The sequence below is a fragment of the Nonomuraea sp. NPDC049750 genome (assembly GCF_040659625.1).
Lineage (GTDB): Bacteria > Actinomycetota > Actinomycetes > Streptosporangiales > Streptosporangiaceae > Nonomuraea.
Genome location: NZ_JBFANB010000027.1, coordinates 16,043 through 41,979 on the forward strand (window position 1 = coordinate 16,043; position 25,937 = coordinate 41,979).

The following is a 25,937-nucleotide window of genomic DNA, read 5'->3' on the forward strand; positions in this document are numbered from 1 at the left end:
TCGTCGTGATGAACAAACGGTCCGTGTCTGGCAACCTACACCGCTGTGCCAGCCGTACGGCTAACGGATGGCATTCGCCAGAAGTTTCATCCAGCAGCGCAAGCGGGCACATCGCCCTTGCCGGTGCGCAGTGCCTCAAGCGCGCCCACCGCGGCGTGCAGCGTCTCGGCCTTCACCAGGCGGAGCCCGTCGGGGACGGCCTTCATGGCCTCGGCGCAGTTGTCCGGCGGGGTGAGGAACACGGTCGCGCCGGACTTGCGGGCGCCGACCATCTTCTGGGCGATGCCGCCGATGGGTCCGACCTCGCCCGACGCCTGGATGGTGCCGGTGCCGGCGATGTCCTTGCCGCCGGTGATCTCGCCGGGGGTCAGCTTGTCGAGGATGCCGAGCGAGAACATCAGCCCCGCGCTCGGCCCGCCGACGTCACCCACGTTGATGTCGACCTTGAACGGGAACTTGTAGCTCTCCTGCATGATCACGCCCACGACGGCCTGGCCATCCTTGTCCGCCACGGTGGGCACGCTGACCTGGCTCTTGTCCTTGCCCCTCGTGACGGTGAAAGCCACGGCGTCGCCCGGCTTGTGCGCCTTCACGGCGTCGCTGACGGTCTTGACGTTCACTACCGGCTTGCCGTCGACCTCGCTGATCTCGTCGCCCTGCTTCAGCTTGCCGTCGGCCGGCTTGCCCTTCTGCGTGGACGCGACCGAGACCTTCATGCCGAAGGGGATCTTGAGCTCGGTCAGCGCGGCCGCGGTGGCGAAGTCCTGGGAGTTGGTCATCTCGACCGTGTTCTCCTCCTCGACCTCCTTGGGCGAGCGGGACTTGGGGAAGATGGTCTCCTCGGGGACGACCGCGACGGTCGGATCCACCCAGCCGCGCAACGCGGTCAGCAGATCGATCCTGCTGCTCGGCCCACCCTGGTAAGCCACCGTGACCAGGCGCAGCGCGCCCTTTGTGGGGAAGGTCTGATGCCCGCTGATCGTGATCACGGGCTTCTTGTCGACCTCGCCGATGGTGTTCTCGGTCGGCCCAGGACTCAGTACGACGTACGGCACGGGCAGGAAAGCCCCTGCGACACCGAGCGCTAGCACGAGGAAACCCGCAACCAGCAGGGTCAAGGCGCGTCGCGACATGAAGACGAGCTTATTGGCAGGCGCCGACCCACTCGGCCGACCCGTCGGCGAAGATTTGGTGTTTCCAGATCGGTACCTGGGACTTGAGGTCGTCGATCAGCCTGCGCGACGCCTCGAAAGCCTCGCCCCGGTGCGGGCACGCGACCGCGACGATCACGGCGATGTCGCCGAGCTTCAGATCGCCGACCCGGTGCACGGCGGCCAGGGCGGTGACCGGGAAGTCGGCGGCCACCTTCTCCGCCACCTGCCGCAGCGAGTCGAGGGCCGAGGGGTGCGCCGAGTAGGAGAGCCCGGTCACGGGCTTGCCGTGGTCCTGCTCGCGCACGGTGCCGACGAAGAGTGTGGTGCCCCCTGCCGCGTGGTCCCCCACAGCGGCCAGCACCTCGTCCACCGAGAGCGAGGTCTCGCGAATCCCGAGCAACCGGATGACGTCCACGAACAGAGCCTACATAGTCACAGGCGGCGCTTCTTGCGCACCTGACGGACGATGGCGGCGGTGCCGATGACCGCCACCGTGGCACCCGCGGCGGTGAGCGTGGCCTCCTTGACCGGCAGCCGCCTGCCGACCACGGTCGTCCTGTTCTCGCGCAGCTCCAGGAGCTGCTCGAACACGGTCTCGTTGGTCCAGGCGGGCTTCCACCCGGCCTCGCGCAGCGCCGTGCAGTCGACGACCCACGGATAGACGACGTAGTGCAGGTCCGTCGCGGGCGCCGGGGTGATGCCCAGCCGGTGCAGGCGCTGCGCCGTCCCGAAGGTGAGGCCGGCCGGCAGCTCGAAGCGCCGCAATCCGGACAGCTCCTCGACCTGCTCCTGCTCCAGCCAGCCGTCGGAGCCGACGGCGGCCACGCCCGTCACCACGCCGCGCGCGGCCAGCTCCAGCGCCGTGATCAGGTCGTCGACGTGGCAGAACTGCCAGCGCGGCGAGCAACCCTTGACGGTGAGCAGCCTCGGCGACTCGAAATGGCGGGTGATGACCGTGTCGATGCCGGGGCCGACCACGGCCGCGGGCCTCAGCACGGTCACCTCCAGGCCGGGGTGGCTCCGTGACGATCTGCGTACGAGCGCCTCGATCTCCAGATAGTCGCCCACGACCCCCGTGTCGGGTTCGGCCGCGACCGGGGACTCCTCGGGCAGGGGCACGTCGTTCTCGGGCGCGGCGCCGTACACCATCGCGCTCGTGACCAGCACGACGCGCCGGACGCGCGCGGCGGCGCTGGCGGTGAGCACCGTTTGCGCAGCTCGCAGATTGTACGCGCGCCGCTCGGCGGGATCGGAGTCGACTGCGTAGTCACCGGCCAGGTGGACCAGGACGTCGATGTCGGAGATGCGGTTCGCCAAGAGCGGATCTCGTACGTCGATCACTCTCCACGTGGCTTCCTGGACGTCACCGCGTTCCTCGTCAATGGCCACCACCCTGCGGAAATCCGCGGAGGATACGAGCTTTGCTAGCAGCTCGCGGCCGATGCCCGAGGCGGCCCCGGTGACGGCGACGACGGGGTGGCGCGGGCGTTTCGAGGTAGGCACCAGGTCCTCACTTTGCACTGATCCGCCGTAGGACGACTAACGTGGCGGATGTGGACTCCTCCATCCTGCACGAGGTAGAGCGGTGACTGACCTGCCAGGTCGCGAAAACGACCCCAACGAGAACCCGTTCGCCATGTTCGGCAACCCTGAGCAGATGGCTCAGGCGATGCGCCAGTTCGCCGACATGCTGTCGGCGCCCCAGGGCTCCGGCCCTGTCAACTGGGACATGGCCAAGAACATCGCCCGCCACGCCGTGGTCGCCGAGAGCGATCCGAGCGTCATGGAAGGCGAGCGCCGCCAGATCGTGGAGGCGCTGCGCCTGGCCGATCTGTGGCTCAACGAGGCGACGACGCTGCCCAGCGGCGTGTCCAACCCGCAGGCGTGGAGCCGGTCCGAGTGGATCGAGAACACCGTCCCCGTGTGGCGCACGCTCTGCGAGCCGATCGCCGCGCGCATGGTCGAGACCATGGGCGGTGCGCTCGGTGGCGCGGGCCTGCCCGCGGAGGCCCAGCAGATGGCCGGGCCGCTGATGGGCATGCTCAAGCAGATGGGCGGCATGATGGTCGGCCAGCAGATCGGCCAGGCCCTCGGCTCGCTCGCCCGCGAGGTGATCGGCACCACCGACATCGGCCTGCCGCTGTCCGACACGGCCGCGCTGCTGCCCGGCGGCGTCGCGTCCTTCAGCCAGGGCCTCGACAATCCCGCCGACGAGATCCGGCTCTATCTGGCGCTGCGCGAGGCCGCGCACCACCGGTTGTTCCAGCACGTGCCGTGGCTGCGGGCCAACCTGCTCGGCGCCGTCGAGGAATACGCCAGGGGCATAACGGTCGACACCTCGGCGCTCGAAGAGCAGATCCGCGGGCTCGACATCAACAACCCCGAGGCCATCCAGGAGGCGTTGAGCGGCGGCGCGCTGCTCAAGCCCGAGGAGACCGAGCGCCAGAAGGCCGCGCTGGCCCGCCTGGAGACGATGCTCGCCCTGGTCGAGGGCTGGGTGGCGACCGTGGTCGACGACGCCGCGGAGGGCAAGCTGCCCTCCGCCGTCGCCCTGGCCGAGACCGTACGCCGGCGCCGCGCGACAGGCGGTCCCGCCGAGCTGACCTTCGGCACGCTCGTCGGGCTGGAGCTGCGGCCCCGGCGGTTGCGCGAGGCGGCGGCGCTGTGGCGGGCGTTGAAGGAGGCGCGCGGCGTCGACGGGCGTGACGCGCTGTGGGGTCACCCCGACCTGCTGCCGCACGCCGAAGACCTCGACGACCCCGAGGCGTTCGTCCGCGGCGAAGCCGCCTGGGACATCTCCAAGCTGGAGGCCAAGCCTGACGAGGACGACCAGAGTTGAGCCTGCGCCAGGACGCGGTGGCCGCGCTCTCCGACTGGACCGCGCCGACGCCCGGCGAGGAGTCGCTGCGCGCCGAGTTCCTCGATCACCTGCGCACGCATGACGACGCGATGCTGCGCGAGTGCGTGCCGGGCCATCTCACGGCGACGACCGCGGTGCTGTCGCACGACGGCGCGCGGGTGCTGCTGACGCTGCACCCGAAGGCCGGTATGTGGCTGCCGATGGGCGGACATTGTGAGATCTCCGACACCTCCCTCGCGGGCGTCGCGTTGCGCGAGGCGGTGGAGGAGTCGGGCATTCCCGGTCTGGAGCTGTTGCCCGGGCCGCTGGCCCTCGACAAACACCAGGTCTGGTGCCATCCCCCGCACAGCTGGCATCTCGACGTGGAGTACGCGGCCGTGGCCCCGGCGGGCGCCGAGGCGGTGATCAGCGAGGAGTCTCTTGACCTGCGCTGGTTCCCGATCGAGGAGATCCCGGAGCTCTCCGACGAGGCGACGCGGCGGTTGGCCGCACGTGGCCGCGTGGCGCTGACGGCGGACTCACGCGCGCTTGGTTAGAGTCCGCGTGGGCCGTACCGTTCCGAGGGGGTTATGTGCACACCGAGAGCTCAGTCGGCGGCACGATCGTTACACCCGCCCGCAAACGGCGTAAGTTCACCGGCACCACGCTGACCTGGCTGGCTCTGACGCCGTTCGCGGCCTGGGCACTGACCAGAGTGGCGGGGCTCGAACGCGGCTCGCTGGCCACCCAGCTCATGACCGCCACGCCGTACGCCGCCGCGGGCTCGCTCGTCCCGCTGCTGATCGCCGCGCTCAGCCGCAAGCGCGCCGCGACCGCGGTGGCGCTGCTCACCACGACCGCTTTCGGCTTCGCCGTCCTGCCAAGGGCCCTGGGTACGGCCGACAGCACGGCGGGCCGGCCGTTCCGGGTGCTCACCATCAACATGCTGTTCGGCAGGGCCGACCCGCAGACGATCCTCGACCTGGTGCGCCGCTACGAGCCTGACGTGCTGAGCACCCAGGAGCTCACGCCCGACGGCGTCGAGGCGCTCGACACGGCCGGGCTGTCCGGGTTGATGCCCTACCGGGTGCTGCAGGAGGAATGGTCCGCGAGCGGCAGTGGGCTCTACTCCAAGCATCCGCTCAAGCCGATCTACAACCTGGTGCCGCCGGTCGGGCACAACATGCCCGCGGCGATGGTCTCGCTGCCCGGCGGCAAGCCGGTGGAGTTCGTGGACGTCCATCCCTTTCCGCCGCTCGGCCCCCAGGTGACGCAGTGGATCGAGGCGCTGGACGGGCTCCCCGCGGCTTCGGGTGACACCGTGCGCGTCCTGGCGGGCGACTTCAACGCCACGCTCGATCACACGCCCATGCGCCGGCTGCTGTCCCGCGGCTACAAGGACGCCGCCGCCCAGGTCGGGGCGGGGCTGATCCCCACCTGGCCGGCCAACAAGCGGGTGCCGCCGATCATCACGATCGACCATGTGCTGGTGGACCAGCGCGTGGGCGTGAAGGAGGTCAGCGTGCACACCGTGCCGCGCACCGACCATCGGGCGGTGTTCGCGGAGCTCAGCGTGCCTTGAGCAGGGCTCTTAGGTTGTCCCAGCCCTCCAGGCCGGGGTCGAGCCGGGTGAGGTCCTCGGGGGTGCGCAGGCGGTGCCAGCCAGGGCCGGTGGCCACCATGCGGCGGCCGGGCGCCTGGGCGCGCAGGGTCGTCACCGGGTCGGGGTCGTCGAGGTCGGGGTCGGCCCATTCGGGCATGGGCAGGCCGCAGGCCAGCGCCACGGCCCCGCCGTCCTCGGCCGGACAGAGCGTGATCTGGGCGCGGCCGAGCTCGCGGAAGAGCTTGCCGACCAGCAGGGGCGGCAGGTCGGGCGCGTCGGCGCCGATCACCACCGCCTGATCACCGTCGAACCGACTCATGATGGCCTTGAGCGGTTCGTCCTCGTCGATCGTGAGCACTTCGGTGCCGGGCCAGACGATCGCGTCGAGCCCCGGGACGCTGGTGACCAGGACGGGGGTGACGAGTTGGAGTCCGGCGACCATCTCGTAGGTGTCCTCGGCCATGGCCTCCAGGAACTCGTCCGGATCCATGCCCTCGGGGGCGGCCTGCGCCATGCTCTGCCGTACGAGGACCGCGGCTATGCGCGTCAACACTCCTCCGGTGCCGTGTTGGCGGCGGCGGAGAATCCTTCGAGGAACCCGCGCGCCCGCTCCGCCTTGGGATATTGTTCGACCAGCGCCCAGAACCTGGCGCCGTGACTGGGGACGAGCAGATGTACGAGCTCGTGGATGATCACGTAGTTGATGACCCACTCAGGTAGACCCTTGAGGCGGGTCGAGATCCGGATCGTGCCGTTCTCCGGGGTGCATGATCCCCATCGATGCTGCTGATTGTCCACCCAGCGCACGCTGGCCGGCTTGGCCCTGCCGTGGAGATACTTCGCCGACAGCTCTTTGGCCCGCTCCAGGAGTGCCTCGTCGGTCGGTCTTCGCCGGTTCTCCTTGGCCGCAAGCCGATCGAGCATCCGGCTCACCCATTCATCAGCGTCTTCGCCGCTCAGCCAGGCGGGCAGGAGCACGATCGTCTTGTCGCCGTCGCGGTAGGCGGAGACCGTACGCCGGCGACGAGAACTGCGACGGACCTCGACTGTCTCGGGGGGCACATATGCACGTTAGCCGAGACTGGCGAAATTCCACAGAGGGGGAGAGGTTGTTTCTGCTGGTCAGATGATTAAGACCCGGTGAATTTGGGCATGCGCCTTTCCCGATGCGCGGCCAGTCCCTCGATCATGTCGGCAGATGCCATGGTCACCGGCTGGGCGAGAGACTCCCAGCGCAGAGCGGCGTCCAGGTGTTGATGGTCCTGGTTCAGGGCGACCTTGGTGAGTCTTGTGGCAATCGGGGCGTTCTGCGCGATGGTCTGGGCGATGGCCTCTACTTCCGACATAAGGTCATTTTTCGGGAAAGATTGATTTATAAGACCTTTAGCGGCGGCTTCCGGTCCCATGACCGTGCGGCCGGTCAGCAGCATCTCCCTGCCGAAGGCGCCCGCCCTCCTCGGCAGCAGGTACGTGGCCGCCATCCCGGGATGCAGACCGAGCTTCGTGAACGGGGCCAGCAGCTTGGCGTCGTCGGCGGCGTACACGAGATCGCAGGCCAGCGCCACGCACAGACCCGCCCCCACCGCCGGGCCGTTGACGGCGGCGATGGTCGGCACCTCCAGCTCGGTGATGGCCAGCCAGGTGCGGTAGAAGGCGAGCATCCGGTCACGCAGCTTCGGCACCGTCTCCACCCCCCGTTCGCCCAGCCAGGACAGATCACCGCCGGAGGAGAACGCGGTGCCGGCCCCCGTGACGATCACGCAGCGGACGCCGGGGTCGACGGCCAGGGCGGCCATGGTCTCGCGCCACTCGTCGGTCATGCCGTCCGTCATGGCGTTGCGCCTGTCGGGGCGGTTGAGGGTGATCAGGACGGTTCCGTCGTCTCGGCGATCCACCAGGAGTTCGTTCGTGGGGGTTGTGGGGTTCGTGGCGTTCATGGGCTGAGCGTAACGGCGGGGAGTTGTCCACAGGGGGTGCGACTGTTCGACGCTCGGGGCCTTGGTGGCGGCGAGAGTTATCCACAGACGGACTCAACCATTAGGCCCGCGAGACCCTGATGACGGAGAGTTATCCACAGGCGGCTTGTAAGTCGCTCGGGATCTTGGTTCGGGGTGGCAGTCTTGCCCGCCATGAGGCCACGTGTGAAGCCCGCCCTCCGGCGGATCGTCCGCGACGAGCAGACCTTGCAGCTGGGGGCGCATCCCCTGCGGGCCGTCCTGGTGACGGGTTCGGTCCACCGGTGGGTGTCCGGGCTCGACGGCACCCGCGACCTGGGCCAGGTGCTGCGTGACGGGGCCGCCGCCGGTCTGGCCGAGGCGGACTGCCGGGCGGTGCTGGATCGGCTCGCCGCGCAGGGTGTGCTGGAGGACGCGGCGCTCCCACCCATTCGCCTATCTCTCGGGGAGCGTGATCGCCTGGCTCCTGACCTGGATGCCCTCGACCTGGGCGGTGGCTCGTTCACTCGGCGACGGCGGGCGCGGGTGCGCGTCTACGGGGCCGGGCGGGTGGGGGCGCAGGTGGTGGGATTGCTGGCGGCGTGCGGGATAGGGGCGATCCGCGTCTTCGACGAAGGGCCGACCCGGCCGTGCGACCTCACGCCGGGTGGGCTGACGTGGTCGGAGCTGGGCATGAGCCGCCAGGACGGGGCGGTGGCGCTCGCCCGCCGCCTCACCTCCGGCGGCCCACTGCCGCCGGCCTCGACACTGGCGGGTCCGGCTGCTCCACGCCCGATGACTCCAGGCCCAACTGCCCGAGGCGCGGCCGCCCGAGGCACGACCGCACCGGGACCGGCGTCCCAAGGCCCGGCGCCCCGAAACCGTGCGGCTGCGGGCCCGGCCGCCCGAGGCCCGGCCAGTCCAGAGCGAGCCTCCCAAGGCCCGGCCGCTCCAGGACAGGCGTCGCGTTCCCGTACGGCGTCCCGGATGCCGGACGGCGCCGCGCTTCCCGGCACGCCCTCGATGCCGTCGACCGACGCGCGGGCCGGTGGACCTCACCTGGGTGATGGCTCCGACCGTCCCGACCTGGTGATCCTGGCCCCGGTCACCCCGCTGGACGGCGTACTGGTCAACGACTTGACCGTCCTGTCCATCCCCCACCTGCTAGTGTCCGCCTTCGAGGGCCACGGCTCCGTGGGACCGCTCGTCCTCCCCGGCGAGACCGCCTGCCTGCACTGCCTCGATCTGGCGCGCCGCGACGCCGACCCGGCGTGGCCCATCGTCACCGCGCGACTGGGCGGCTACCCACCGGGCGAGATCGCCTGCGACGCGACCCTGGCCACGCTGGTGGCGGCCGCCGCGACGGGCCACGCGCTCGCTTACATCGACGGTCGCGACCCTGTTGTGACCAACGGCACATTGGACGTCATGCCTGATTGGCAGTGGAAAACCAGGTCATGGACCCAGCATCCGCAATGTCGTTGTATGCGAAACCATCCGTATCGCCCAGAATGGTCATGTCAGTCGCAAGCGATGGGCTGACGCAGTACGGGGAACCTCGAAGGGGGGAAGCGGTGTCTCAGCCACGATGCCGCGCTTCAGTGTGAGCGATCTGCCGCGCCGCGCCGTAACGCGTTCCGCCAAGCTGGCCACTCTTCCACTCGGCTACGCCGGCCGCGCCGCTCTGGGGCTGGGCAAACGGATCGGCGGCAAGCCGGCCGAGATCGTCGCCCAGGAGATCCAGCAGCGCACCGCCGAACAGATCTTCAAGGTCCTCGGCGAGCTCAAGGGCGGGGCGATGAAGGTCGGGCAGGCACTGTCCATCTTCGAGGCGGCCCTGCCTCAGGAGATCGTCGGGCCCTATCGCGCCACGCTCACCAAGCTGCAGGAATCGGCTCCGCCGTTGCCCGTGGCCACGGTCCACAAAGTGCTCACCGAGCAGCTCGGTGACGATTGGCGCGACTATTTCGACTCGTTCGACGACCGGCCGACCGCCGCCGCCTCGATCGGCCAGGTGCACCGGGCGGTCTGGCATGACGGCCGCGACGTGGCGGTGAAGATCCAGTATCCGGGTGCGGGCAAGGCCCTGCTCGGCGACTTCGCCCAGCTGTCGCGGCTCGGCAAGCTCTTCGGTGTGCTGATGCCCGGCCTCGACATCAAAGCGGTGCTGGCCGAGCTGCGCGAGCGCATCGCCGAGGAGCTCGACTACCTGCGCGAGGCCGAGGCCCAGCACGCCTTCGCCCTCGGCTTCATGGACGACCCCGACTTCCACGTTCCCGACGTGGTCGCCGCCAATGAGATGGTGCTGGTCACGGAGTGGATGGACGGCACTCCCCTGTCCCAGATCATCGCCGACGGCACCAAGGAGCAGCGCGACCACGCGGGGCTGCTCTTCGTCCGCTTCCTGTTCTGCTCCCCGGCCCGGGTCGGCATGCTGCACGCCGACCCGCACCCCGGTAACTTCCGCATACTCGACAACGGCAAGCTGGGTGTCCTCGACTTCGGCGCCGTCAACCGCCTGCCCGACGGCTATCCCAGGTCCTTCGGCCAGCTGACCCGCATCTTCAACCAGGGCGACATGGACAGCGTGGTCGCGGGCCTGCGCGCCGAGGGCTTCATCCGCCCTGAGATCGAGGTGGACGGCGACGCCCTGCGTTCGTTCCTCTCCCCCTACGTCGAGCCGACGGCGGTCGAGGAGTTCACCTTCAGCCGCGAATGGTTCCAGGCCCAGGCGGCCAGTGTCACCGACTTCCGCCCCACCAACGTGGTCCGCCAGCTCAACCTGCCGGTCTCCTACGTGCTCATCCACCGGGTGCACGCGGCGGGCGTCGGCGTCCTCTGCCAACTGGGCACCACGGCCCGCTTTCGAGACGAAGTGATCCGCTGGGTCCCAGGCTTCGCCGACGACCCCGACGACGAGGCCCTGCCGGTCAGCTGAGCCCGGATGTGGCCGCTCGATGGTTGGCTGAGCCCGAATGTGGCCGCTCGCCGTACACGATGGCAAGCAGGCAGCCACAGGTAACCAGTCGAGCCGTCGGGGCGGATGGGCAGGAGGCGCTCCCAGTGGACGTAGTCGTCCGCTTTCAGCGCGGCCTCGTCGATCTCTCTCCCCCAGCCGGGCCGATCCGGGCGTAGCTCCAGATAACCGTCCACGGGCAGGTACGGATCCGGGCACCAGGTCGTCTCGCAGGGCTTGTACTCCAGCATCTTCAGCCCATGATGCGAGGCGGCGAAGTGCACGTTCACCGCCGTCGCCAGCGGGCCCATCGAGTTGTGCGGGCCACGGTCACGAAGTGGGCCTCGGTGATCGCGGCGATCCCGCGTATCTGCGCGAGGCCGCCGACCACGCAGATGTCCGGCTGGACGATGTCGGCCCCGCCCGCCGCCAGTAGAGCGAGGAAGTCCTGCGGCAGGAACAGGGACACGCCGGTAGCCAGGGGCACGTCGAGCTGGGCCCGCAAATGCCCCCGGGCGGGGATGTGCTCCGGCCGGATGGGCTCCTCGAACCACAGCGGGTCGTACGGGGCCAGCGCGTTCCCGAGTTGGATCGCCTGGCGCGGCTCGAAGATCCGGGCGTGCGCGTCGAAGGCTTACTCCCACTTGGGCGGGCTGATCGAGCGGATCTCGGCGGCGGCTTGGGGCGGGGTGCCGACGTGGGAGCGAGAGGCCGAGGAACACCGCCAAATCCTCCAGGCTGCCCAGTCCGGCTCCGCCACTGAGGCCGCCGCCCTGCTACACGACCACATGCGCTGCTTCGTCGACCGCGTGAAGGACAGCGGCGGCTTGGAGGGATAGACCCCCCACCGGCAGGCGGCCGGTCACGACCTCTGCATCACGGGCCGGGGAGGCGTACGGCTTCTCGAACAGCGGCCCGATCACGACCGGTTGAACAGCGGCCCGATCATGACCGGTCGAACAGCGGCCCGATCAGGGCCTACCGAGCAGCGGGTCGGTCCCCTCCCGGTTGGCGCATGCCTCTGAGCAGAGCGCTCACCCCGTCGGCCAGCACACGCGCGCCCTCCTCACGCGAGTCCAGAAACCAACCGGGCAGCGGACTACGCAGCGAGCAGGTGAGCTCGATGCTGACGAGGCCATGGATCGTGGTCCACACCAGGTATGCCATCCGGGTGGGCTCTTCTGAACCCGCCATGGTCTCGGTGAGCAGGCTGAATGTCCGCCCAAGGGCGTCCTGCCGCAGCTCCGGCGAGGGGTCGAAGTCAGGCAGCGGCCGCTCGAACATCAACGCGTAGAGCGCTGGATCGGCCAGCGCGAACTCCCGGTATCCGTAGGCCACCGCCATGATCCGCTCGAACGGCTCCGCTTGACCGTCGAGCGAGCGCAGCAGCACGTCCTGCAGCACGTCGAACCCGTACCGATAGATCGCCTCAAGCAGCCCCGCCCGTCCGCCGAAACATGTGTAGATGCCCATCGTGGACGTCCGCGCTTCCTCGGCCACACGGCGGAGCGTCAGATGCGGCGCCCCTTGCTCGCGCAGAACGCGCACGGCCGCGTCCAGCAGGTCGCCGCGTAATTCGCCGAGTTCTTTCGAGGCGCTTACATCTCTCTGCACCCTCTAACTCTAAAGGGCTATAACGCGCATGATAACGAGCGTTATCGCCTACGGAGAAAGGGACTCCGACATGCGTTCATCGGCTCTCTACCGGGCCACTGCGACGGCCGGGTTCGCCTGTGCCGTGCTGCTGCTGGTCAACGTCCTCCGCCGTGCGGGTCTGATTCCGGAAACAACGCTCACCCACGCCATCGCCCCATTCGGCGCGTTAACCGGCTTACTCTCGATCACCGGCCTCTACCTGCTCATTCGCAATACAGCCGGCACCCTCGGCCTGATCGGCTACCTGCTCAACGCCGCGGGACTGGCCGGCGCCTACGCGATCGAGTACACCTTGCACTACGTCTTCCCCCTTCTGGGCGGAACCAAGGTGAACGAACTGCTGGTCGGAGGCACCGGCCAGGCATTCCTCGCCACTTCGGTCGTACTGTTGGCGGGAGTCCTGACCTTCAGCGCGGCGGCCCTACGAGCAGGCACGCTGCCGGCCCTCGCGGTCGTGCTCTATGCGGCCGGCATGATCCCCGGGGCGCTGCGGGGCATGGTCCCGCTCCCGGTCTATCTGATCGGCCTGGCAGTGGCCGCGGCGGGAATCGCCTGGATGTCGGCCCGTCTCTGGTCGGCCCAGGAGGAAGCGGCGCTACTTCCCGCCGGACGGCGAATGCCCGCTTGAATTTTCCGGAATAGCCCGCCCGTTGAAGGTGAGGATGACCTTACCTTCAACGTGGGGGTCAGCGTGGACGACGATCGGGGCCATGACGGGAAGAGTCGGAGGCATTGCCGACTCCTCTCGTCCAGTTGGTTCCCATGTCCCATGGAATGTCTCGCCGGAGCGTGTTGCTCGCTGGATCAACGGTTGGCGCCTCTGCGGGCGCACCCAAACTCGCCGCCGCCGGCTCGAAGGTCCCGATGATGCGATCGCGCTCACCCGGGTGACGGTGATCGATGCGACCGGAGCGCGGCCCCGGCCTGACCAAACGGTGGTCATCAGTCGCGGACGCATTGCCGCGATCGGCCGACGTCACGAGGTGCCATCACGCGGGCGAGCGACGCTGGACAACGCTCATTCGAGCACTTTTTGGGCACGCTGTTCGCGACATCGGACCGCGAGGCCGAATTGCTGCGGGCGACCCGACGACCGTAGCGACCCCGATCAGTGGTTGCGGATGCGTCGGCCCCTGAACGCGAACAGCGGCCGGGCGCTGGATGCGCCCGGCCGCTCACTCACTCCGCGTGGATCAACGCAACAATTGGCTGGCTAGATCAACCGCGTGGAAAAACCGCTGGATCAACTAAGAGCCCGCAACGGGAGATCCTGCGCCGGCGGCAGGATCTCCCGTGTCAGACCTCCTGGCCAAGAGCCCGGCTGAGGCGCTCGTTCGCCCGCTCGACATCGCGGCGTGCGCGCTGCACACGACGGATGCGGGCGGCGAGACGCTGCTCCTCGGCTTCGCGGTGGAGGGTTTGTATTCGGTCGTTTACCAGTTCATGGTAGAGATACGGCACCTTGAGGCTCCTCGTGGAGAACGGATTCATCTGTCTGTCTGCTTTCTGCTCGAAGGGGACGGCGGATTGTTGGTCAGGCAGCGACCGGGTGCTTCCGCGGACGACCGCGGGGCCGCTTGCGGGGAACGACGGCTCCCCGGAGGATCAGTTCGCCGCCCCAGACGCCCCACGGCTCCTCGCGCTCGAGCGCGCGGGCCAGGCAGGCCTTCTGGATCGGGCAGCCGCCGCAGAGCGCCTTCGCGAACTCCACGTCCTCCGGCGACTCGGCGAACCACAGGTCAGGGTCGGTACGACAGGGGATCTTGGCTTCGTCGATCAGGTCCATGATCGTCATCGCCCCCATCACGTTCTCCTTCTGATCGATCTTTTTGATCTTGGTCGGGCACCTCGTGGGTGGTGGGGGTTCGCGGACAAACAAAGAGGCCGCGGATCCGTCTGCGGATCCGCGGCCTGGAGGCTTGTTGCCGGTCAGGTTATGACCGGCACATCCCTCCAGGGATGCGGACCACGCAGTCCACCCTTGGTGATCTGCTGGGTCGGCAATTCACTAGCTGCTGCCATGTACACGAGAGCGCTCGGCGCGGCCGCGGCATAGCGGGCATGCGCGAACACGGCGGGCTCCTGGCGACGGGCAGACTTGTCCTGTCGCGGCTTGGCCGGCCCATCGGCGAGCCTCACCAGGTCACGACATGCGAAGGCGAGCCACGGCGTGGCCGACATGTTGATGCTGATCACTGGGACTCACCTCCACTCATGAGATCGTCGGACAGGACCTGTCCGACTCGCTTGACCATGACCCTAAACCGGGAACCGAAGAACCGGCAACATATTTTCTACCTGCGATTTTGTGACTTTGTCACGCGGATCATGGCCTCCTGTACGACGGAGACGACGAGGTCACCGGACGCAGTGAACATCTCACCCCGCGCAAGCCCCCTGGCTCCCCCGGACCAGGGGGACTCATGTGCGTAGAGCAACCAGTCGTCCGCCCTGAACGGCCGGTGGAACCACATCGCGTGGTCCAGCGAGGCCCCCATGACATCGGACGCGCCCCACGCCATGCCGTGCGCCAGCAAGATCGTGTCGACCAGCGTGAAGTCGGACGCGTAGGCGGCCAGCACCACGTGCAGCAGCGGATCGTCAGGGAGATCCGCGTCGTAGCGGAACCACACGTTGGTCTCGGCGCTGCGCAACTCGGGGTTGCGGTGTGCCTCCCACGTCAGGGGCGAGGCATAACGCGCGTCGACCGGCCGCGGCCGAGACAGCCACTCCTTGTATTCGGAGTTGTCGCCGACGATCTCCGCCATCCGCTCCTGAAAGGTCGCAAGCGTCGCAGGATCGGGTACGGCCGGCATCACGGACGCCTGATGCTCGACGCCCTCCTCGAAGATGTGGAACGACGCGGACATGGTGAAAATGGCCTTGCCATGCTGGATCGCCTGGACCCTGCGCGTGGTGAAGGACCGCCCGTCACGCACCCGCTCGACGTTGTAGACGATCGGGATGGACGGGTCGCCGGGGCGGATGAAGTAGGCGTGCAGCGAGTGCACGTTCCGGTCGGAAGGCACGGTACGGCCGGCGGCGACGAGCGCCTGCGCGGCCACCTGACCACCGAAGACGCGCTGAATACGCTCCTCCGGGCTACGGCCACGGAAGATGTCGAGCTCGATCTGCTCCAGGTCGAGCAGGTCGAGCAATTCCTTCAACGCCTCGTTCACGAATCCCCCTACCAACCACCATTAGCCCCTAAGTCTGGCGTGCCCTCACACCTCCCACCAACCCGGCACCCCTTTACCGCGGATCTCCCCCAGAGAACAGGCGGGGGTCGGTACGCCACGCGAAGGGCTGAACGGATGAAGCGGCCCGGCAGCGGACCACGGACACGGCCAAGGGACGCGACGTAACGGCGGCCCGCCGGGGAAGCTGGTAACCGTATCCCTGGAGGGCCCTCAGCCACGTACGGCGGTTGGCGCCCTCCCGTGCCTGCCGTACAAAAAAGCCGTATAAAAAAGCTCACGCGCGGCACAGCGCGAGCACGGCATCCCCGTAGCGGTCGAGTTTGACGCGGCCGATGCCCGTAATGGACAGCAGATCCTGCTCGGTGACCGGCGCGCGCTCAGCGATGGCCTGCAGTGTCACGTCGGTGAACACCACGTACGGCGGCAGCTTGGCCTCCTTGGCGGTGGCGGCGCGCCACGCCTTGAGCCGCTCCAGCAGCTCCTCGTCGTAATCGGCCGGACAGGTGACGCACCGCCCCAGCTTCTGCTCCGTGGCCGCCACCAGTGTCTTGGCGCACACCCGGCAGCTGACCGTAACGGCGACCGACCGCCGCTCACGGGTAACCGAACCAGAACCAATGCCGCCGCCGGAGCCGATGCCAGCGCCGGCCGCGCGCGCGGGGCGGCCGGTGAGGCCGTCGAGGAAGCGGGACGGGCGGCGGCCCTTGCGGCCGCCGGGCGCGCGTGCCAGGGCCCAGGAGATCGACAGGTGCTCGCGCGCCCGCGTCACCCCCACGTAGAGCAGGCGCCGCTCCTCCTCGATCTGCTCCGGCGTCTCCGCGTAGACGATGGGCAGCATCCCGTCCGTGACGCCGACCAGGAAGACCGCGTCCCACTCCAGTCCCTTGGCGGCGTGCAGGGAGGCCAGGGTGACGCCCTCCACGGGCGGGGCGTGCTGCTCGGAGGCGCGCCGCTCCAGCTCCGCGACGTATCCGGCCAGGTCGGCGCCCTCGGCGGCCATGTCCTCGGCGAGGTCGGCCAGCGCTTTGAGGGACTCCCATTTCTCGCGCGCCTTGCCGCCGCCCGGCGCCGTGGGCGTCAGGCCGACGCCCGCCAGGATGTGGTGGACCTCCGTGGCCAGCGGCTCCTCGGAGGCGGATCTGGCGGCGCCGCGCATCAGTACGACGGCGTGCCGTACTTCGGGGCGTTCGAAGAAGCGCTCGGCGCCGCGCAGGACGTAGGGGATCTCGGCCTTGGCCAGGGCCTCCTCGTAAGCCGCCGACTGGGAGTTGACGCGGAACAGCACGGCGATCTCGCGGGACTGCACTCCCTGGTCGAGCAGCTTCCTGATCGCCCTGGCGACTCCGGCGGCCTCGGCGGGCTCGTCGTCGTAGTCGGCGAAGACCGGCCGGGGGCCGTCAGGCCGCTGGGCGACGAGTTCGAGGCGGTGCGGGGAGCGGCCCTTGGCGATGACCAGATTGGCCAGGTTCACCACCTGGGGGGTGGAACGGTAGTCGCGCACCAGCTTGACGACGGCGGCCTTCGGGTGCTCGACGGCGAAGCCCGTGAGGTAGCGCGGCGAAGCGCCGGTGAAGGAGTAGATGGTCTGGTTGGGGTCGCCGACCACGCACAGGTCGTCGCGACCGCCGAGCCAGGTGTCGAGCAGGAGCTTCTGCAGCGGGTTGACGTCTTGGTACTCGTCGACGACGAAGTAGCGGTATTGCTGGCGGATCTGCGTGGCGACCTCCTGGTGCTCGGTCATCACCGCGGCGGTCAGCTCCAGGATCGTCTCGAAGTCGACCAGGTGCCGCTCGCGCCTGATCCGCTCGTACGCCTCATAGAGCCGGGCCACCTCCTCGGCGGGCACCGGAGGCGTCCTGGAGGACTTGGCGGCGGCAGCGGCGTAGTCTTCGGGGCCGACCTGGGTGACCTTGGCCCACTCGACCTCCGCCGCGATGTCCCGCAGCTCGGACCGGTCCGGATTTTTCCGGATCTGGCGGCAGGCTTCGATCAGGATTGGCAGCTTGGATTCGATCACTGAGGGCGCTTCGCCGCCGATGACCCGCGGCCAGAAGTAGGTGAGCTGCCGCAGCGCCGCGGCATGGAACGTCCGCGCCTGCACCCCCGGCGCCCCCAGCGCCCGCAACCGCTGCCGGAGCTCCCCCGCCGCCCGTGTGGTGAACGTCACCGCCAGCACACTGGGTGCGTCGACGACCCCGCTGCGTACGGCGTGAGCGATCCTGTGGGTGATCGCCCTGGTCTTACCCGTGCCCGCACCTGCGAGAACGCACACGGGACCGCGTACGGCCTCGGCCACCTCGCGCTGCTCCGGATCGAGGCCGGACAGGACATCGTCCACATTGGTCACCTGTCAATCCTCCCAGCCAGTGGCGGTGAAGGGCTCCATTCTGGCAACATGCCGCCCGTCGTCCGAATCGTGGCAAGATGCAAAGAACTGGTCTCTTCCCCCACAATGGGGCCCGACCAACTGCATGGGGGAAAGGGCAGGCCGTGCGAACTGCGGTGCTCGTGAGCGTTCTCGCGCTCGCTGCCGTCACGTTGACACCGATGTCGGCGCAGGCGACGAAGGACCCGACACCGAGCCCCGTGTCGACCACGACCCCCGACCCGTACGGGCTCAGCGGTTTATCCACCGAGACCGTCTCGTACGGCTCGCGGCGCCGCCAGGACATGGACGTGTGGTGGACCTCGGACGGCACCAAGCGACCCGGCGTCTTCCTGATCCACGGCGGCTGGTGGTCCAGCGGCGACAAGAAACAGATGACCGAGATCGCCCGTAGTTACGCTGATCTCGGCTACACGGTCTTCAACATCAACTACCGACTCTCCGGCGAGGCGTCGTGGCCCGCGCAGCGGATCGACGCTATGGCCTCGATCGCCCTGGCGCGCAAGCACGCCGAGCGCTGGTCGTTCGACCCGAACAACTACGTCGTGGTGGGCTTCTCGGCGGGCGGGCACATCGCCGCGGCGGTCGGCACGTACGGCGACGGGCAGCGGGGGCTCAAGGGCGTGGTCGGGCTCTCGCCGATCATCTCGCCGCTGCGCGCGTACGCCGACGGCGCGACCTCCACGGACCCGTACAAGCGCAAGCTACGCGCCTCGGCGATCAAGCTGGCCGGTGGCTGCCTGCCCAGAGGCAAGTGCTCGCGCGTCTGGGCCAGCATGGAGGTGGCCTGGCACGCCAGCCACAACGACGCGCCGGTGCTGACCGTGCACTCCACGGACGAGTTCGTGCCGCCGGCGCAGAGCCAGCTGCTCAAGGAGATGCTCGGTCAGGTCGGCGTGCCTGTGACGATCTTCACCTCGCCCGGCGTCGCGCACAGCGCGCCTCTCTACCGCGAGATGGGTGTGGCCGAGCGGGTGCAGGAGTGGATCGCCGATCGCATCGGCTAGGGATTACCTGAGGGGCCCGGGTTGTTGCACCGACCGGTCTGCTTTACGCCTCGAAGGGATGTCCACATGGCGCTCACGGTCTACAGCACCACCTGGTGCGGTCCCTGCAAGCGACTCAAGTCGCAGCTCACCCGTGAGGGGATCAGCTTCGACGAGATCGACATCGAGCGGAACCCCGATGCCGCCGAGTTCGTGATGAGCGTCAACAACGGCAACCAAGTGGTGCCCACCGTGGTGATCGAGACGCCCGCGGGGCGGGTGGTCCGCACCAACCCGTCGGCCCGCGAGGTGAAGGCGCTTCTCGAGGCGGCCTGAGGTTTTAACGGGCTCGGGCCCCAGCGGAGAAGCTGGAGCCCGAGAAGAGTGGCCTAGCACGGCCACGAGGGCCTGGGCGGTTGGTGCGCCCAGGCCTTTTAGTTCAGGTGGCTGTCGAGCTTGCGCTCCAGGAGCTTGATGTCGACCTTGAGCTGAAGCACCGCGCTAAGTGATCTACCAGTCCCCTGAAAGCGGTCCCCCGTACCAGGTCTCGATGAGGCGGCGGGCGATCGAGACCGGTGGCGGGAGGCGGATCTCGCCCGACTGCAGGGCCTCCACCAGCTCCTCGCGGGAGAACCAGCGGGCCTCGGCGATCTCCTCCGCGTCGGGGGTGAGGGTCGTCGTGGTGGCGTGGGCGAAGAAGCCGAGCATCAGGCTGCGCGGGAACGGCCACGGCTGGCTGCCGAGATAGCGGGGGTCGACGACGGTGACGCCCACCTCCTCGGCCACCTCGCGGATCACAGCGTGCTCCAGCGACTCCCCCGGCTCCACGAACCCGGCCAGGATCGACAGCCGCCCCTCCGGCCACTGCGGGCCGCGGGCCAGCAGGCAGCGGTCGTCCTCGTCGCGGACGAGCATGATCACCGCCGGGTCCACGCGCGGGAAGTGCTGGCTGGAGTCACGCGGGCAGACCCGGATGTGGCCGCCCGCCTGCACGTCCGTACGGCTGCCGCAGCGCGGGCAGAACTCGTGTGTCGAGTGCCAGGCCTCCAGCGCCACCGCGTAGACCAGCATCCCCGCGTCGCGGTCGCCCAGCAGGCCGCCCACCTGGCGCAGGCCCGCGACGACCAGCTCGCCCTCGGCCGTGTCGCGCAGGCTCATCGGCATCGTGACGCGGCCGTTGACGTCGCCGGCCCGCGAGCCGGGCAGCGGCGCGGCGACCGCGAAGTAGGCGGTCCCGTCCTCGACTCCCAGCAGGTAGCGCTCGCCCGCCGGCGCCTCCGATGGCGCGTAGAGGACCGCGTGCACCTCATCGCCGGCGCGCTTGACCAGCGTCCGGCCGTCGTCGATCACCAGCACCTTGGTCGCCGGATCCGCCCAGGCACGCTCCAGCCAACCGGCGTTCGCCCGCAGCGCGGACGACCTGTCGATGGTGCCGCGCGCGAGGAGCAGCGGTCCGATGAGTTGCTCTTCCACCCTCGTCTGCACGGGCCCCACCCTTCCCAAATCCCATGTCATCCTATGACCGCCACCGAATGTGGGGTCTTGCATCCGGGATGATCTCCCAGCGGCTAGGATCAGCGAGTTAGGTTAGGCTTACCTGATTCTCCGGGGGTATCTCGCGTTGCGGCTCTACCTGACCGCGCTCAAACCCACCGATTCGGTGACCGATGGGTTCCTGCCCGCCGCCGAAGCTCTGGGCTGTCGTGTGACGATTCTCACCGACCAGCCGGAGCGGCATCCCGGTGCCGTCGCGTGCGACGTACGGGATCCGCGCGCGGTGATCGACGCGATCGAGCAGCTCGGCCGGCCGGACGCGATCTTCTCAAACTCCGACCACCTGCAGGCGGAGACCGCGCTGGCGGCGGCCTATTTCGGGCTGCCCGGCAAGGACTGGCGGGCCTGCCTGGCGGCCAAGAACAAGTTCCTGATGCGCCGCCGGCTCGCCGAGGCGGGGGTCGAGCGGGTCTCGTCCGTACGGTTGGCGCCCGGCGACCCCGTGCCCGACGACCTGCCGTACCCGCTGGTCGTCAAGCCGCGCGAGGGAGTCGCGAGCGAGGACGTGCTGCTGGTCGAGCGGGACCTGGCCGGAGCGGTGGCGAAGGTCAGGAAGCGGCGGCCCGGCGAGGCGCTGGTCGTGGAGGAATACCTGGAGGGGCCGCTGCGCACCCTGGAGACCCTCGGGGACGCCGACGGGGTACGGGTGCTCGGCGGATTCCGTACGACGCTCGGGCCGTTGCCGCACTTCATCGAGGAGCGGCTGGACTGGACGCCGCCCGATGGAGCGCGTGAGCACGTTCTGGGGGCGTTGGCGGCGCTCGGGGTGGGGTTCGGCGCCTGCCACACCGAATACATCGTCACCCCGGCCGGGCCGCGCATCGTCGAGGTGAACTATCGGGTGATCGGCGACCATTGCGACTTTTTGCTGGCCGATGTGCTCGGGGTGCCGGTGTTCGAGTGGATCCTGCGGGTGCACCTGGGTGAGGCCGTGCCTGCCGTGCCGGATACGTCCAGGTACGGCAGCGCGGTCAGCCTGGTCGCCGACCGGTCGGGGACGATCACGGCGGCGCCGGGGGCGGAGGAGCTGGTCTCCCAAGGCGTACGACTGTGGCACCGGCCGCTTCGAACCGTGGGTGATGTCGTCGAACAGACCCATACGAACCGCGACTATCTCGGCGTCCTCCGGGCCGTCGGTCCGGACCGGGCGCGGGTGGACGCGGCCATCGAGGGCTTCCGGGCGGCCAAGCCGTGGATCGTGGGATGAGCTCGGGCGAGGCCGAGGATCGTGAGCTGAGTACGCGGGAGGCGTATTTGGCCAGGCGGGTGCTGGACGCGCTGCTGCGCGAGGACTACGGCGGGCTGTCGGCGCGGGTGGCCAGGAGCCGTGACGGCGTGGAGCTGGAGCTGGCCGGCGGGCGCCGGGTACGGCTGGTGCCCGGGCTGCTGTTCCAGGACTTCGTGGTCGGTCCCGACGAGCGGCTGGGGCTGGCGGAGGTGCTCGGCACGCTGGCCGAGGTGGCCGATCCGGCCGACGCGCCGGGCGTGGCGGCGTTCGCCGAGGAGTGCGCGCAGGCGCTGGCGGCGCTGGAGCTACACGACGTACACAGGGCCGAGGTGCTCGCCCGGCGGCCGTCCTACGAGTCGCTGGCGGCGTTCGTCGACCATCCGGTCTATCCGACATCCCGGGCGCGGCTGGGCGTGCCCGCCGCCGCGCTGCCCGCGTACGCGCCCGAGTTCGCGCCGTCGTTCGAGCTGCGCTGGGCGGCCGTGCCGCGCCACCTGCTGACGCCGGGCTCCACCATCGTGCCGACGCCGTTTCCGGCGCATCCGTACGCGAACCACGAGGCACGTCCGCACACGACCCACGAGGCACGTCCGCTCGCGATCCACGAGGTGCGGGCCGACGAAGTGCTGTTTCCCGTTCATCCGCTCACCGTCGATGAGGTACGGCAGATCGACGGGGTGCGGCTGCTCGGCGAGCCGTGGCTGACCGTGCGGCCCACGCTGTCGATGCGGACCGTGGAGCTCGACGATCGCACCCACCTCAAGCTACCCCTGCCCACCAGCACCCTCGGAGCGCGCAACCGGCGGTCGATCAAGCCCGGCACCCTGCACGACGGCGCCATGGCCGAGCTGCTGCTGCGGCGCCTGGCCGACCCTGACGTGCTGGTCGCCGACGAACAGACCTACGCGCACGCCGGGCACGAGTATCTCGCCTGGATGGTGCGCAGGCTGCCGGAAGGGCGGATGGTGCCCGTCGCCGCGCTCAACGCTCCTGGCGTGCTCCAGCAGGTGGGCGACGTGCTGCCCGGCTATCTGCGCCTCCTGCTGCGGTGGAACGTACGGCTGTTCGTACGCTACGGCGTCGCGCTGGAGGCCCATCAGCAGAACCTGTCGCTGGTATTCCAGGACGGGCGGATGAAGCTGCTGGTCAAGGACAACGACGGGCTGCTGGCGTCCCCTTCGAGGCTCGCCGCGGCGGGTGTCGAGGTGCCCGCGTTCGCCGACGAACGGATGCTCACGGACGACCCGCACGCTCTGGCCGACGTGTTCGTGACCATCACGCTGCACCTGGCGGCGGCGGCCGTCGTGTTCGGGGCCCTGCCGCCCGGCCGGGCCGCCGCCCTGCTGCGCCACACGCTGACCGAGGCGCTCGACGAGTACGGCGACGACCCCATGGCCCGGCTGCTGCGCGCCAGGACGCTCGACGCGGCCAGGCTCACCGGCAAGTCGATGATCACCGCGGGGACTCTCGTGGCCAAGGAACGCTCCGGGGCGCGGGACATCAACAAGTTCTACGGCACCAGCGGGCCCAACTATCTGAGGAGAGCTTGAATGCACGGTCTGGTCCTCGACTCGCCGGCCAACCAGGTCTCGGCGGTTCCGCCGACCGCACCGACCGCACCGGCCTCATCACCGGCCTCGCTGGCGGAGGAGGCGACGCTGGGCGCCCTGCTGCGGTGCTGTGTGCGGGAGGTGGCCGGGCCGCGCGGCCTGGTCTGGGCCGCGCCGCCGTACCTGCTGCTGAGAGTCGGAGACACGCTGCTGCGAGTCCGTACGTACGGCGGAGCGGCGTTGCGCTTCGACGGCCGACCTGAGCGCCTGGACCGTGGCGCCTGGCGGCCTCTTACGATCGACGAGCTGGTACGGCTGGCCGAGGCCGACCTGACCGGGCAGGCGGCGCCGGACTTCGAGGACTTCACCAGCCCGGACTTCGATGGCCCGGCACCCAACGGGCTGGCCTCCAATGGGTCGGCCGCCAACGGTGAGTTCGCCGGGCAGGTGGCAGCGAGCCGCGACGCCGTCGCCGCGATCCTGGCGGCCAGGGCCGAGGCCGTGGCGCCCGCCGATCCGTGGCTGGCCTCCGAGCAGGCGCTGGTCTACGGGCACCGGTTCCACCCGAGCCCCAAGTCGCGAAGCGGCGCCGACTGGCTGCGGTACGCGCCCGAGGCGCACGCCGAGTTCCCCGTACGGCTGCTCGGCGTCCGCGCGGACGTGCTCGCCGAGGAAGGCGACGCCTCCGCCCTCGACCTGCTGGGCGAGGCGCCGTCCGGCTACCGGCTGCTGCCCGCTCACCCGTGGCAGCTGGACCTGCTGCGCCCCGCGTACGGCGCCGAGCTGATCGACCTGGGTCCCGGCCCGGTGGCCGTGCCAACCTCGTCGGTGCGGACCGTCTACGCGCCCGCGGCGGAGTCGTGCCTGAAGTTCAGTCTCGACGTCCGCATCACCAACTGCGTACGCAAGAACGCCTGGTACGAGCTGGCCGGAGCAGTTGAGCTGACCTCCCGCCTGACGCCGGTGTTCGAGGCGGTCTCGGCCGCGCATCCGGGCACCCGGTGGCTGCCCGAGCCGGGCTACCGCTCCGCCGCGCTCGGCACCCGCCTGCTCGAAGGTCTCGGCGTGATCGTCCGGGCCAGCCCGTGGTCCGTGTGCTCCCCCGGGGTCACTCCGGTCCTGTCCGGGGCCCTCGCGATCGAGGTACCGGCCGGCGATCCGCTCGCGTGGTGGACGGCCTATGTCTCGGTGGTGGCGCCGCCGGTGCTGGAGCTGTACTTCACGCATGGGGTGATCCTCGAACCGCACCTGCAGAACGTCCTCGTCGGCCTGGACCCCTCAGGGCTGCCCGTCGAGGCGGTCTTCCGCGACCTGGAGGGCACCAAGCTGGTCAGCGGCCGTCACTCGCTCGACGGCGTACCCGCGAAGGTGGCCGAGGCCCTGAGCTACGACGTCGAGCGCGGCTGGGCCCGCGTCGTCTACTGTCTGCTGGTCAACCATCTCACCGAGATCGCCGCCACGCTGGCGGGCGATGACGACGAGCTGCTGCGCGAGCTGTGGCGGACCGCCCGGGACGTGCTCGCCCGCCACGCCGGGGCGCTCGGCTGGCCGCTCCCGCTGTCCGATCTGCTGGCCGGCGCGCCGCTCCCGGCCAAGGCGAACCTGACGGTCCGCTGGTCCAGGGCCGCCGACCGGACCGCCGGATACGTCCCGATCGCGAACCCGCTCGCATGATCACGACGAGAGTCCGCGAAGCCGCCCTGCGGCTTCGTGACGCGCCCGCCTACCTCTACGACCTGCCCGCGCTGCACGACCACGCCTCGGCGGTACGGCGGGCGCTGCCCGGCGTCGAGCTGTACTACGCCGTCAAGGCCAATCCCGACACCGAGCTGCTCAAGACGCTGGCCGAGCACGTGGACGGCTTCGAGGTGTCGTCCGGCGGCGAACACGCCCACGTGTCGGCCCTCTTCCCCGGCGAACCCGGCCTCCCCGGCGCGCCTGGCGCGACCGGCAAGCCGCTGGCCCTCGGCGGCCCCGGCAAGACCGACGCCGAGCTGCGCCTGCCCTGCCACCGCCTGCACATCGAGTCGCCCAACGAGCTGCGCCGCCTGCTCGCCACCGGCCGCGAGGCCGACGTCCTGCTCCGGCTCAACCCGGACCTGCCGGTCGAGGGCGCGGCGCTGACGATGAGCGGGCCGTTCGGCATGGACGAGGCGGGTGTACGCGAGTGCCTGCCGCTCTTCACCGACCGCGTACGACTGCGCGGCCTGCACACCCACCTGGCCAGCGGCCTGGCCGCGCCGGGGCTCCTGCGGCTGGCCGAGACGCTGCTGGACACCGAGTACGACGAGGTCAACCTGGGCGGCGGCATGGCGGTCTCCTACGCCGCGCCGGAGTCCCGGTTCGACTGGGCGGCCTACGGCGCCGGACTGGCGGCGCTGCGCCGGGCCGGGCAGCGGGTGCGGATCGAGCCGGGGCGGGCGCTGACCGCGTACTGCGGCTACTACGTCACCAAGGTCGTGGACGTGAAGCGGGTACGCGGGGAGGCGTACGCGATCGTGCTGGGCGGCACGCACCATCTGCGTACGCCGGTCACCAAGGGGCACGACCAGCCCTTCACGGTGCTGCCTACAGGCTCCGGTCCTGCTCTGGCGGATGAGCCGGTGACGGTGGTCGGCCAGCTGTGCACCCCGAAAGACGTTTTCGCCCGAAAAATCGGGGCTTCGCTGCGGGTGGGGGACACGGTGGTGTTCGAGATGGCCGGGGCCTATGCGTGGAACATCTCCCACCACGACTTCCTGATGCACCCCAAGCCGGGCTTCCACTACTTGCGGGACTAGGCCCGTCACACGACGGCCTCGGTCCCTGTGACGGCCCGTGGTGGCGGGGGTCCTTCTGGAGATACCCCTCCGGGGGAGCGGAAGGAAACGGTCTGTCGTGTCTGGGGTCCT

At 69.6% G+C, this 25,937-nt stretch carries 27 protein-coding genes; 13 read left to right on the forward strand and 14 right to left on the reverse strand.

The window, feature by feature from the left end; genetic code table 11:
• Positions 1-86 precede the first annotated feature (86 nt).
• Genes AB0J16_RS44550 through AB0J16_RS44560 form a run of 3 tightly spaced genes read right to left on the reverse strand, consistent with a single transcriptional unit; the run spans position 87 to position 2,660 of the window.
• Complete coding sequence (locus AB0J16_RS44550; protein WP_358551502.1) at positions 87-1,133, reverse strand: PDZ domain-containing protein; 1,047 nt, start codon at positions 1,131-1,133, stop codon at positions 87-89.
• Between the two features lie 10 nt (positions 1,134-1,143).
• On the reverse strand, positions 1,144-1,569 hold the full coding sequence (locus tag AB0J16_RS44555; RefSeq protein ID WP_358551504.1) for a molybdenum cofactor biosynthesis protein MoaE: 426 nt from the start codon (positions 1,567-1,569) through the stop codon (positions 1,144-1,146).
• A 17-nt stretch (positions 1,570-1,586) separates the two neighbouring features.
• Positions 1,587-2,660 (reverse strand): NAD-dependent epimerase/dehydratase family protein, encoded by a 1,074-nt coding sequence (locus AB0J16_RS44560; protein WP_357944621.1) that lies wholly within the window; start codon positions 2,658-2,660, stop codon positions 1,587-1,589.
• Positions 2,661-2,739: 79 nt separating this feature from the next.
• On the opposite strand from AB0J16_RS44560, the gene AB0J16_RS44565 reads away from it, so the two are divergent.
• The 3 genes from AB0J16_RS44565 to AB0J16_RS44575 are packed head-to-tail and all read left to right on the forward strand — an operon-like array spanning position 2,740 to position 5,575.
• Entirely contained in the window at positions 2,740-3,993 is a 1,254-nt protein-coding gene (locus AB0J16_RS44565; protein WP_358551506.1) for a zinc-dependent metalloprotease, read from the forward strand.
• Positions 3,990-4,550 carry an NUDIX domain-containing protein gene (locus tag AB0J16_RS44570; RefSeq protein ID WP_358551507.1) on the forward strand — a complete coding sequence of 187 codons (561 nt, stop codon included), beginning with the start codon at positions 3,990-3,992 and terminating at the stop codon, positions 4,548-4,550. The genes AB0J16_RS44565 and AB0J16_RS44570 overlap by 4 nt, the downstream gene beginning before the upstream one ends.
• Positions 4,551-4,585: 35 nt before the next feature.
• Positions 4,586-5,575 carry an endonuclease/exonuclease/phosphatase family protein gene (locus AB0J16_RS44575; RefSeq protein WP_358551509.1) on the forward strand — a complete coding sequence of 330 codons (990 nt, stop codon included), beginning with the start codon at positions 4,586-4,588 and terminating at the stop codon, positions 5,573-5,575.
• On the opposite strand, the gene AB0J16_RS44580 is transcribed toward AB0J16_RS44575, so the two are convergent.
• The 3 genes from AB0J16_RS44580 to AB0J16_RS44590 form a co-directional block, all read right to left on the reverse strand.
• A complete protein-coding gene (locus AB0J16_RS44580; protein WP_358551511.1) occupies positions 5,562-6,146 on the reverse strand; it encodes a DUF2064 domain-containing protein in 585 nt (194 codons plus the stop codon). The two genes, AB0J16_RS44575 and AB0J16_RS44580, sit on opposite strands and share 14 nt — an antisense overlap.
• Positions 6,143-6,658, reverse strand: coding sequence for a M48 family metallopeptidase (locus tag AB0J16_RS44585; protein WP_358551513.1), 516 nt, complete (start codon positions 6,656-6,658; stop codon positions 6,143-6,145). The genes AB0J16_RS44580 and AB0J16_RS44585 overlap by 4 nt, the downstream gene beginning before the upstream one ends.
• A 68-nt stretch (positions 6,659-6,726) precedes the next feature.
• Positions 6,727-7,533 carry an enoyl-CoA hydratase-related protein gene (locus tag AB0J16_RS44590; protein WP_358551515.1) on the reverse strand — a complete coding sequence of 269 codons (807 nt, stop codon included), beginning with the start codon at positions 7,531-7,533 and terminating at the stop codon, positions 6,727-6,729.
• Between the two features lie 192 nt (positions 7,534-7,725).
• On the opposite strand from AB0J16_RS44590, the gene AB0J16_RS44595 reads away from it, so the two are divergent.
• On the forward strand, positions 7,726-9,072 hold the full coding sequence (locus tag AB0J16_RS44595) for a thiamine biosynthesis protein ThiF (protein WP_358551517.1): 1,347 nt from the start codon (positions 7,726-7,728) through the stop codon (positions 9,070-9,072).
• Positions 9,073-9,133: 61 nt separating this feature from the next.
• Complete coding sequence (locus AB0J16_RS44600; protein ID WP_358551519.1) at positions 9,134-10,468, forward strand: AarF/UbiB family protein; 1,335 nt, start codon at positions 9,134-9,136, stop codon at positions 10,466-10,468.
• 304 nt (positions 10,469-10,772) lie between these two features.
• Here AB0J16_RS44600 and AB0J16_RS44605 read toward each other — a convergent pair whose 3' ends face one another.
• Positions 10,773-11,099, reverse strand: a complete 327-nt coding sequence (locus AB0J16_RS44605) for an enolase C-terminal domain-like protein (protein ID WP_358551731.1) — start codon at positions 11,097-11,099, stop codon at positions 10,773-10,775.
• Between AB0J16_RS44605 and AB0J16_RS44610 the strand changes: the two genes are divergently transcribed.
• Positions 11,023-11,325, forward strand: a complete 303-nt coding sequence (locus AB0J16_RS44610; protein ID WP_358551521.1) for an FCD domain-containing protein — start codon at positions 11,023-11,025, stop codon at positions 11,323-11,325. The genes AB0J16_RS44605 and AB0J16_RS44610 overlap by 77 nt on opposite strands.
• A gap of 139 nt (positions 11,326-11,464) precedes the next feature.
• Here AB0J16_RS44610 and AB0J16_RS44615 read toward each other — a convergent pair whose 3' ends face one another.
• Positions 11,465-12,100, reverse strand: coding sequence for a TetR/AcrR family transcriptional regulator (locus tag AB0J16_RS44615; protein ID WP_358551523.1), 636 nt, complete (start codon positions 12,098-12,100; stop codon positions 11,465-11,467).
• A 70-nt stretch (positions 12,101-12,170) separates the two neighbouring features.
• Here AB0J16_RS44615 and AB0J16_RS44620 point away from each other — a divergent pair, with 70 nt between their 5' ends.
• Positions 12,171-12,770 carry a hypothetical protein gene (locus AB0J16_RS44620; protein WP_358551525.1) on the forward strand — a complete coding sequence of 200 codons (600 nt, stop codon included), beginning with the start codon at positions 12,171-12,173 and terminating at the stop codon, positions 12,768-12,770.
• A gap of 668 nt (positions 12,771-13,438) precedes the next feature.
• Here AB0J16_RS44620 and AB0J16_RS44625 read toward each other — a convergent pair.
• From AB0J16_RS44625 to AB0J16_RS44645, 5 genes are all read right to left on the reverse strand, one after another.
• Complete coding sequence (locus tag AB0J16_RS44625; protein WP_225300576.1) at positions 13,439-13,633, reverse strand: hypothetical protein; 195 nt, start codon at positions 13,631-13,633, stop codon at positions 13,439-13,441.
• A 43-nt stretch (positions 13,634-13,676) separates the two neighbouring features.
• A complete protein-coding gene (locus tag AB0J16_RS44630; protein ID WP_358551527.1) occupies positions 13,677-13,946 on the reverse strand; it encodes a WhiB family transcriptional regulator in 270 nt (89 codons plus the stop codon).
• Positions 13,947-14,071: 125 nt separating this feature from the next.
• The gene (locus AB0J16_RS44635; protein WP_358551529.1) at positions 14,072-14,338 is read right to left on the reverse strand and encodes a hypothetical protein; all 267 of its coding nucleotides are present in this window, start codon (positions 14,336-14,338) and stop codon (positions 14,072-14,074) included.
• Between the two features lie 98 nt (positions 14,339-14,436).
• Positions 14,437-15,321, reverse strand: a complete 885-nt coding sequence (gene tesB, locus AB0J16_RS44640; protein ID WP_358551531.1) for an acyl-CoA thioesterase II — start codon at positions 15,319-15,321, stop codon at positions 14,437-14,439.
• A 295-nt stretch (positions 15,322-15,616) separates the two neighbouring features.
• Entirely contained in the window at positions 15,617-17,680 is a 2,064-nt protein-coding gene (locus AB0J16_RS44645; protein ID WP_358551733.1) for an ATP-dependent DNA helicase UvrD2, read from the reverse strand.
• Between the two features lie 152 nt (positions 17,681-17,832).
• Here AB0J16_RS44645 and AB0J16_RS44650 point away from each other — a divergent pair, with 152 nt between their 5' ends.
• Both AB0J16_RS44650 and AB0J16_RS44655 read left to right on the forward strand, forming a co-directional pair.
• Positions 17,833-18,735: an alpha/beta hydrolase gene (locus AB0J16_RS44650; RefSeq protein ID WP_358551533.1), complete on the forward strand. Its 903-nt coding sequence runs from the start codon at positions 17,833-17,835 to the stop codon at positions 18,733-18,735.
• Between the two features lie 66 nt (positions 18,736-18,801).
• On the forward strand, positions 18,802-19,050 hold the full coding sequence (locus AB0J16_RS44655) for a glutaredoxin domain-containing protein (protein ID WP_357944454.1): 249 nt from the start codon (positions 18,802-18,804) through the stop codon (positions 19,048-19,050).
• A gap of 174 nt (positions 19,051-19,224) precedes the next feature.
• Here AB0J16_RS44655 and nudC read toward each other — a convergent pair whose 3' ends face one another.
• Positions 19,225-20,199 (reverse strand): NAD(+) diphosphatase, encoded by a 975-nt coding sequence (gene nudC / locus AB0J16_RS44660; RefSeq protein ID WP_358551535.1) that lies wholly within the window; start codon positions 20,197-20,199, stop codon positions 19,225-19,227.
• A gap of 136 nt (positions 20,200-20,335) precedes the next feature.
• Between nudC and AB0J16_RS44665 the strand changes: the two genes are divergently transcribed.
• The 4 genes from AB0J16_RS44665 to AB0J16_RS44680 are packed head-to-tail and all read left to right on the forward strand — an operon-like array spanning position 20,336 to position 25,826.
• Positions 20,336-21,475 (forward strand): siderophore biosynthesis protein, encoded by a 1,140-nt coding sequence (locus tag AB0J16_RS44665; protein WP_358551539.1) that lies wholly within the window; start codon positions 20,336-20,338, stop codon positions 21,473-21,475.
• A complete protein-coding gene (locus AB0J16_RS44670; protein WP_358551541.1) occupies positions 21,472-23,046 on the forward strand; it encodes an IucA/IucC family protein in 1,575 nt (524 codons plus the stop codon). The genes AB0J16_RS44665 and AB0J16_RS44670 overlap by 4 nt, the downstream gene beginning before the upstream one ends.
• A complete protein-coding gene (locus AB0J16_RS44675) occupies positions 23,047-24,720 on the forward strand; it encodes an IucA/IucC family protein (RefSeq protein ID WP_358551543.1) in 1,674 nt (557 codons plus the stop codon).
• Positions 24,717-25,826 carry a type III PLP-dependent enzyme gene (locus AB0J16_RS44680; RefSeq protein ID WP_358551545.1) on the forward strand — a complete coding sequence of 370 codons (1,110 nt, stop codon included), beginning with the start codon at positions 24,717-24,719 and terminating at the stop codon, positions 25,824-25,826. The genes AB0J16_RS44675 and AB0J16_RS44680 overlap by 4 nt, the downstream gene beginning before the upstream one ends.
• Positions 25,827-25,937 lie beyond the last annotated feature (111 nt).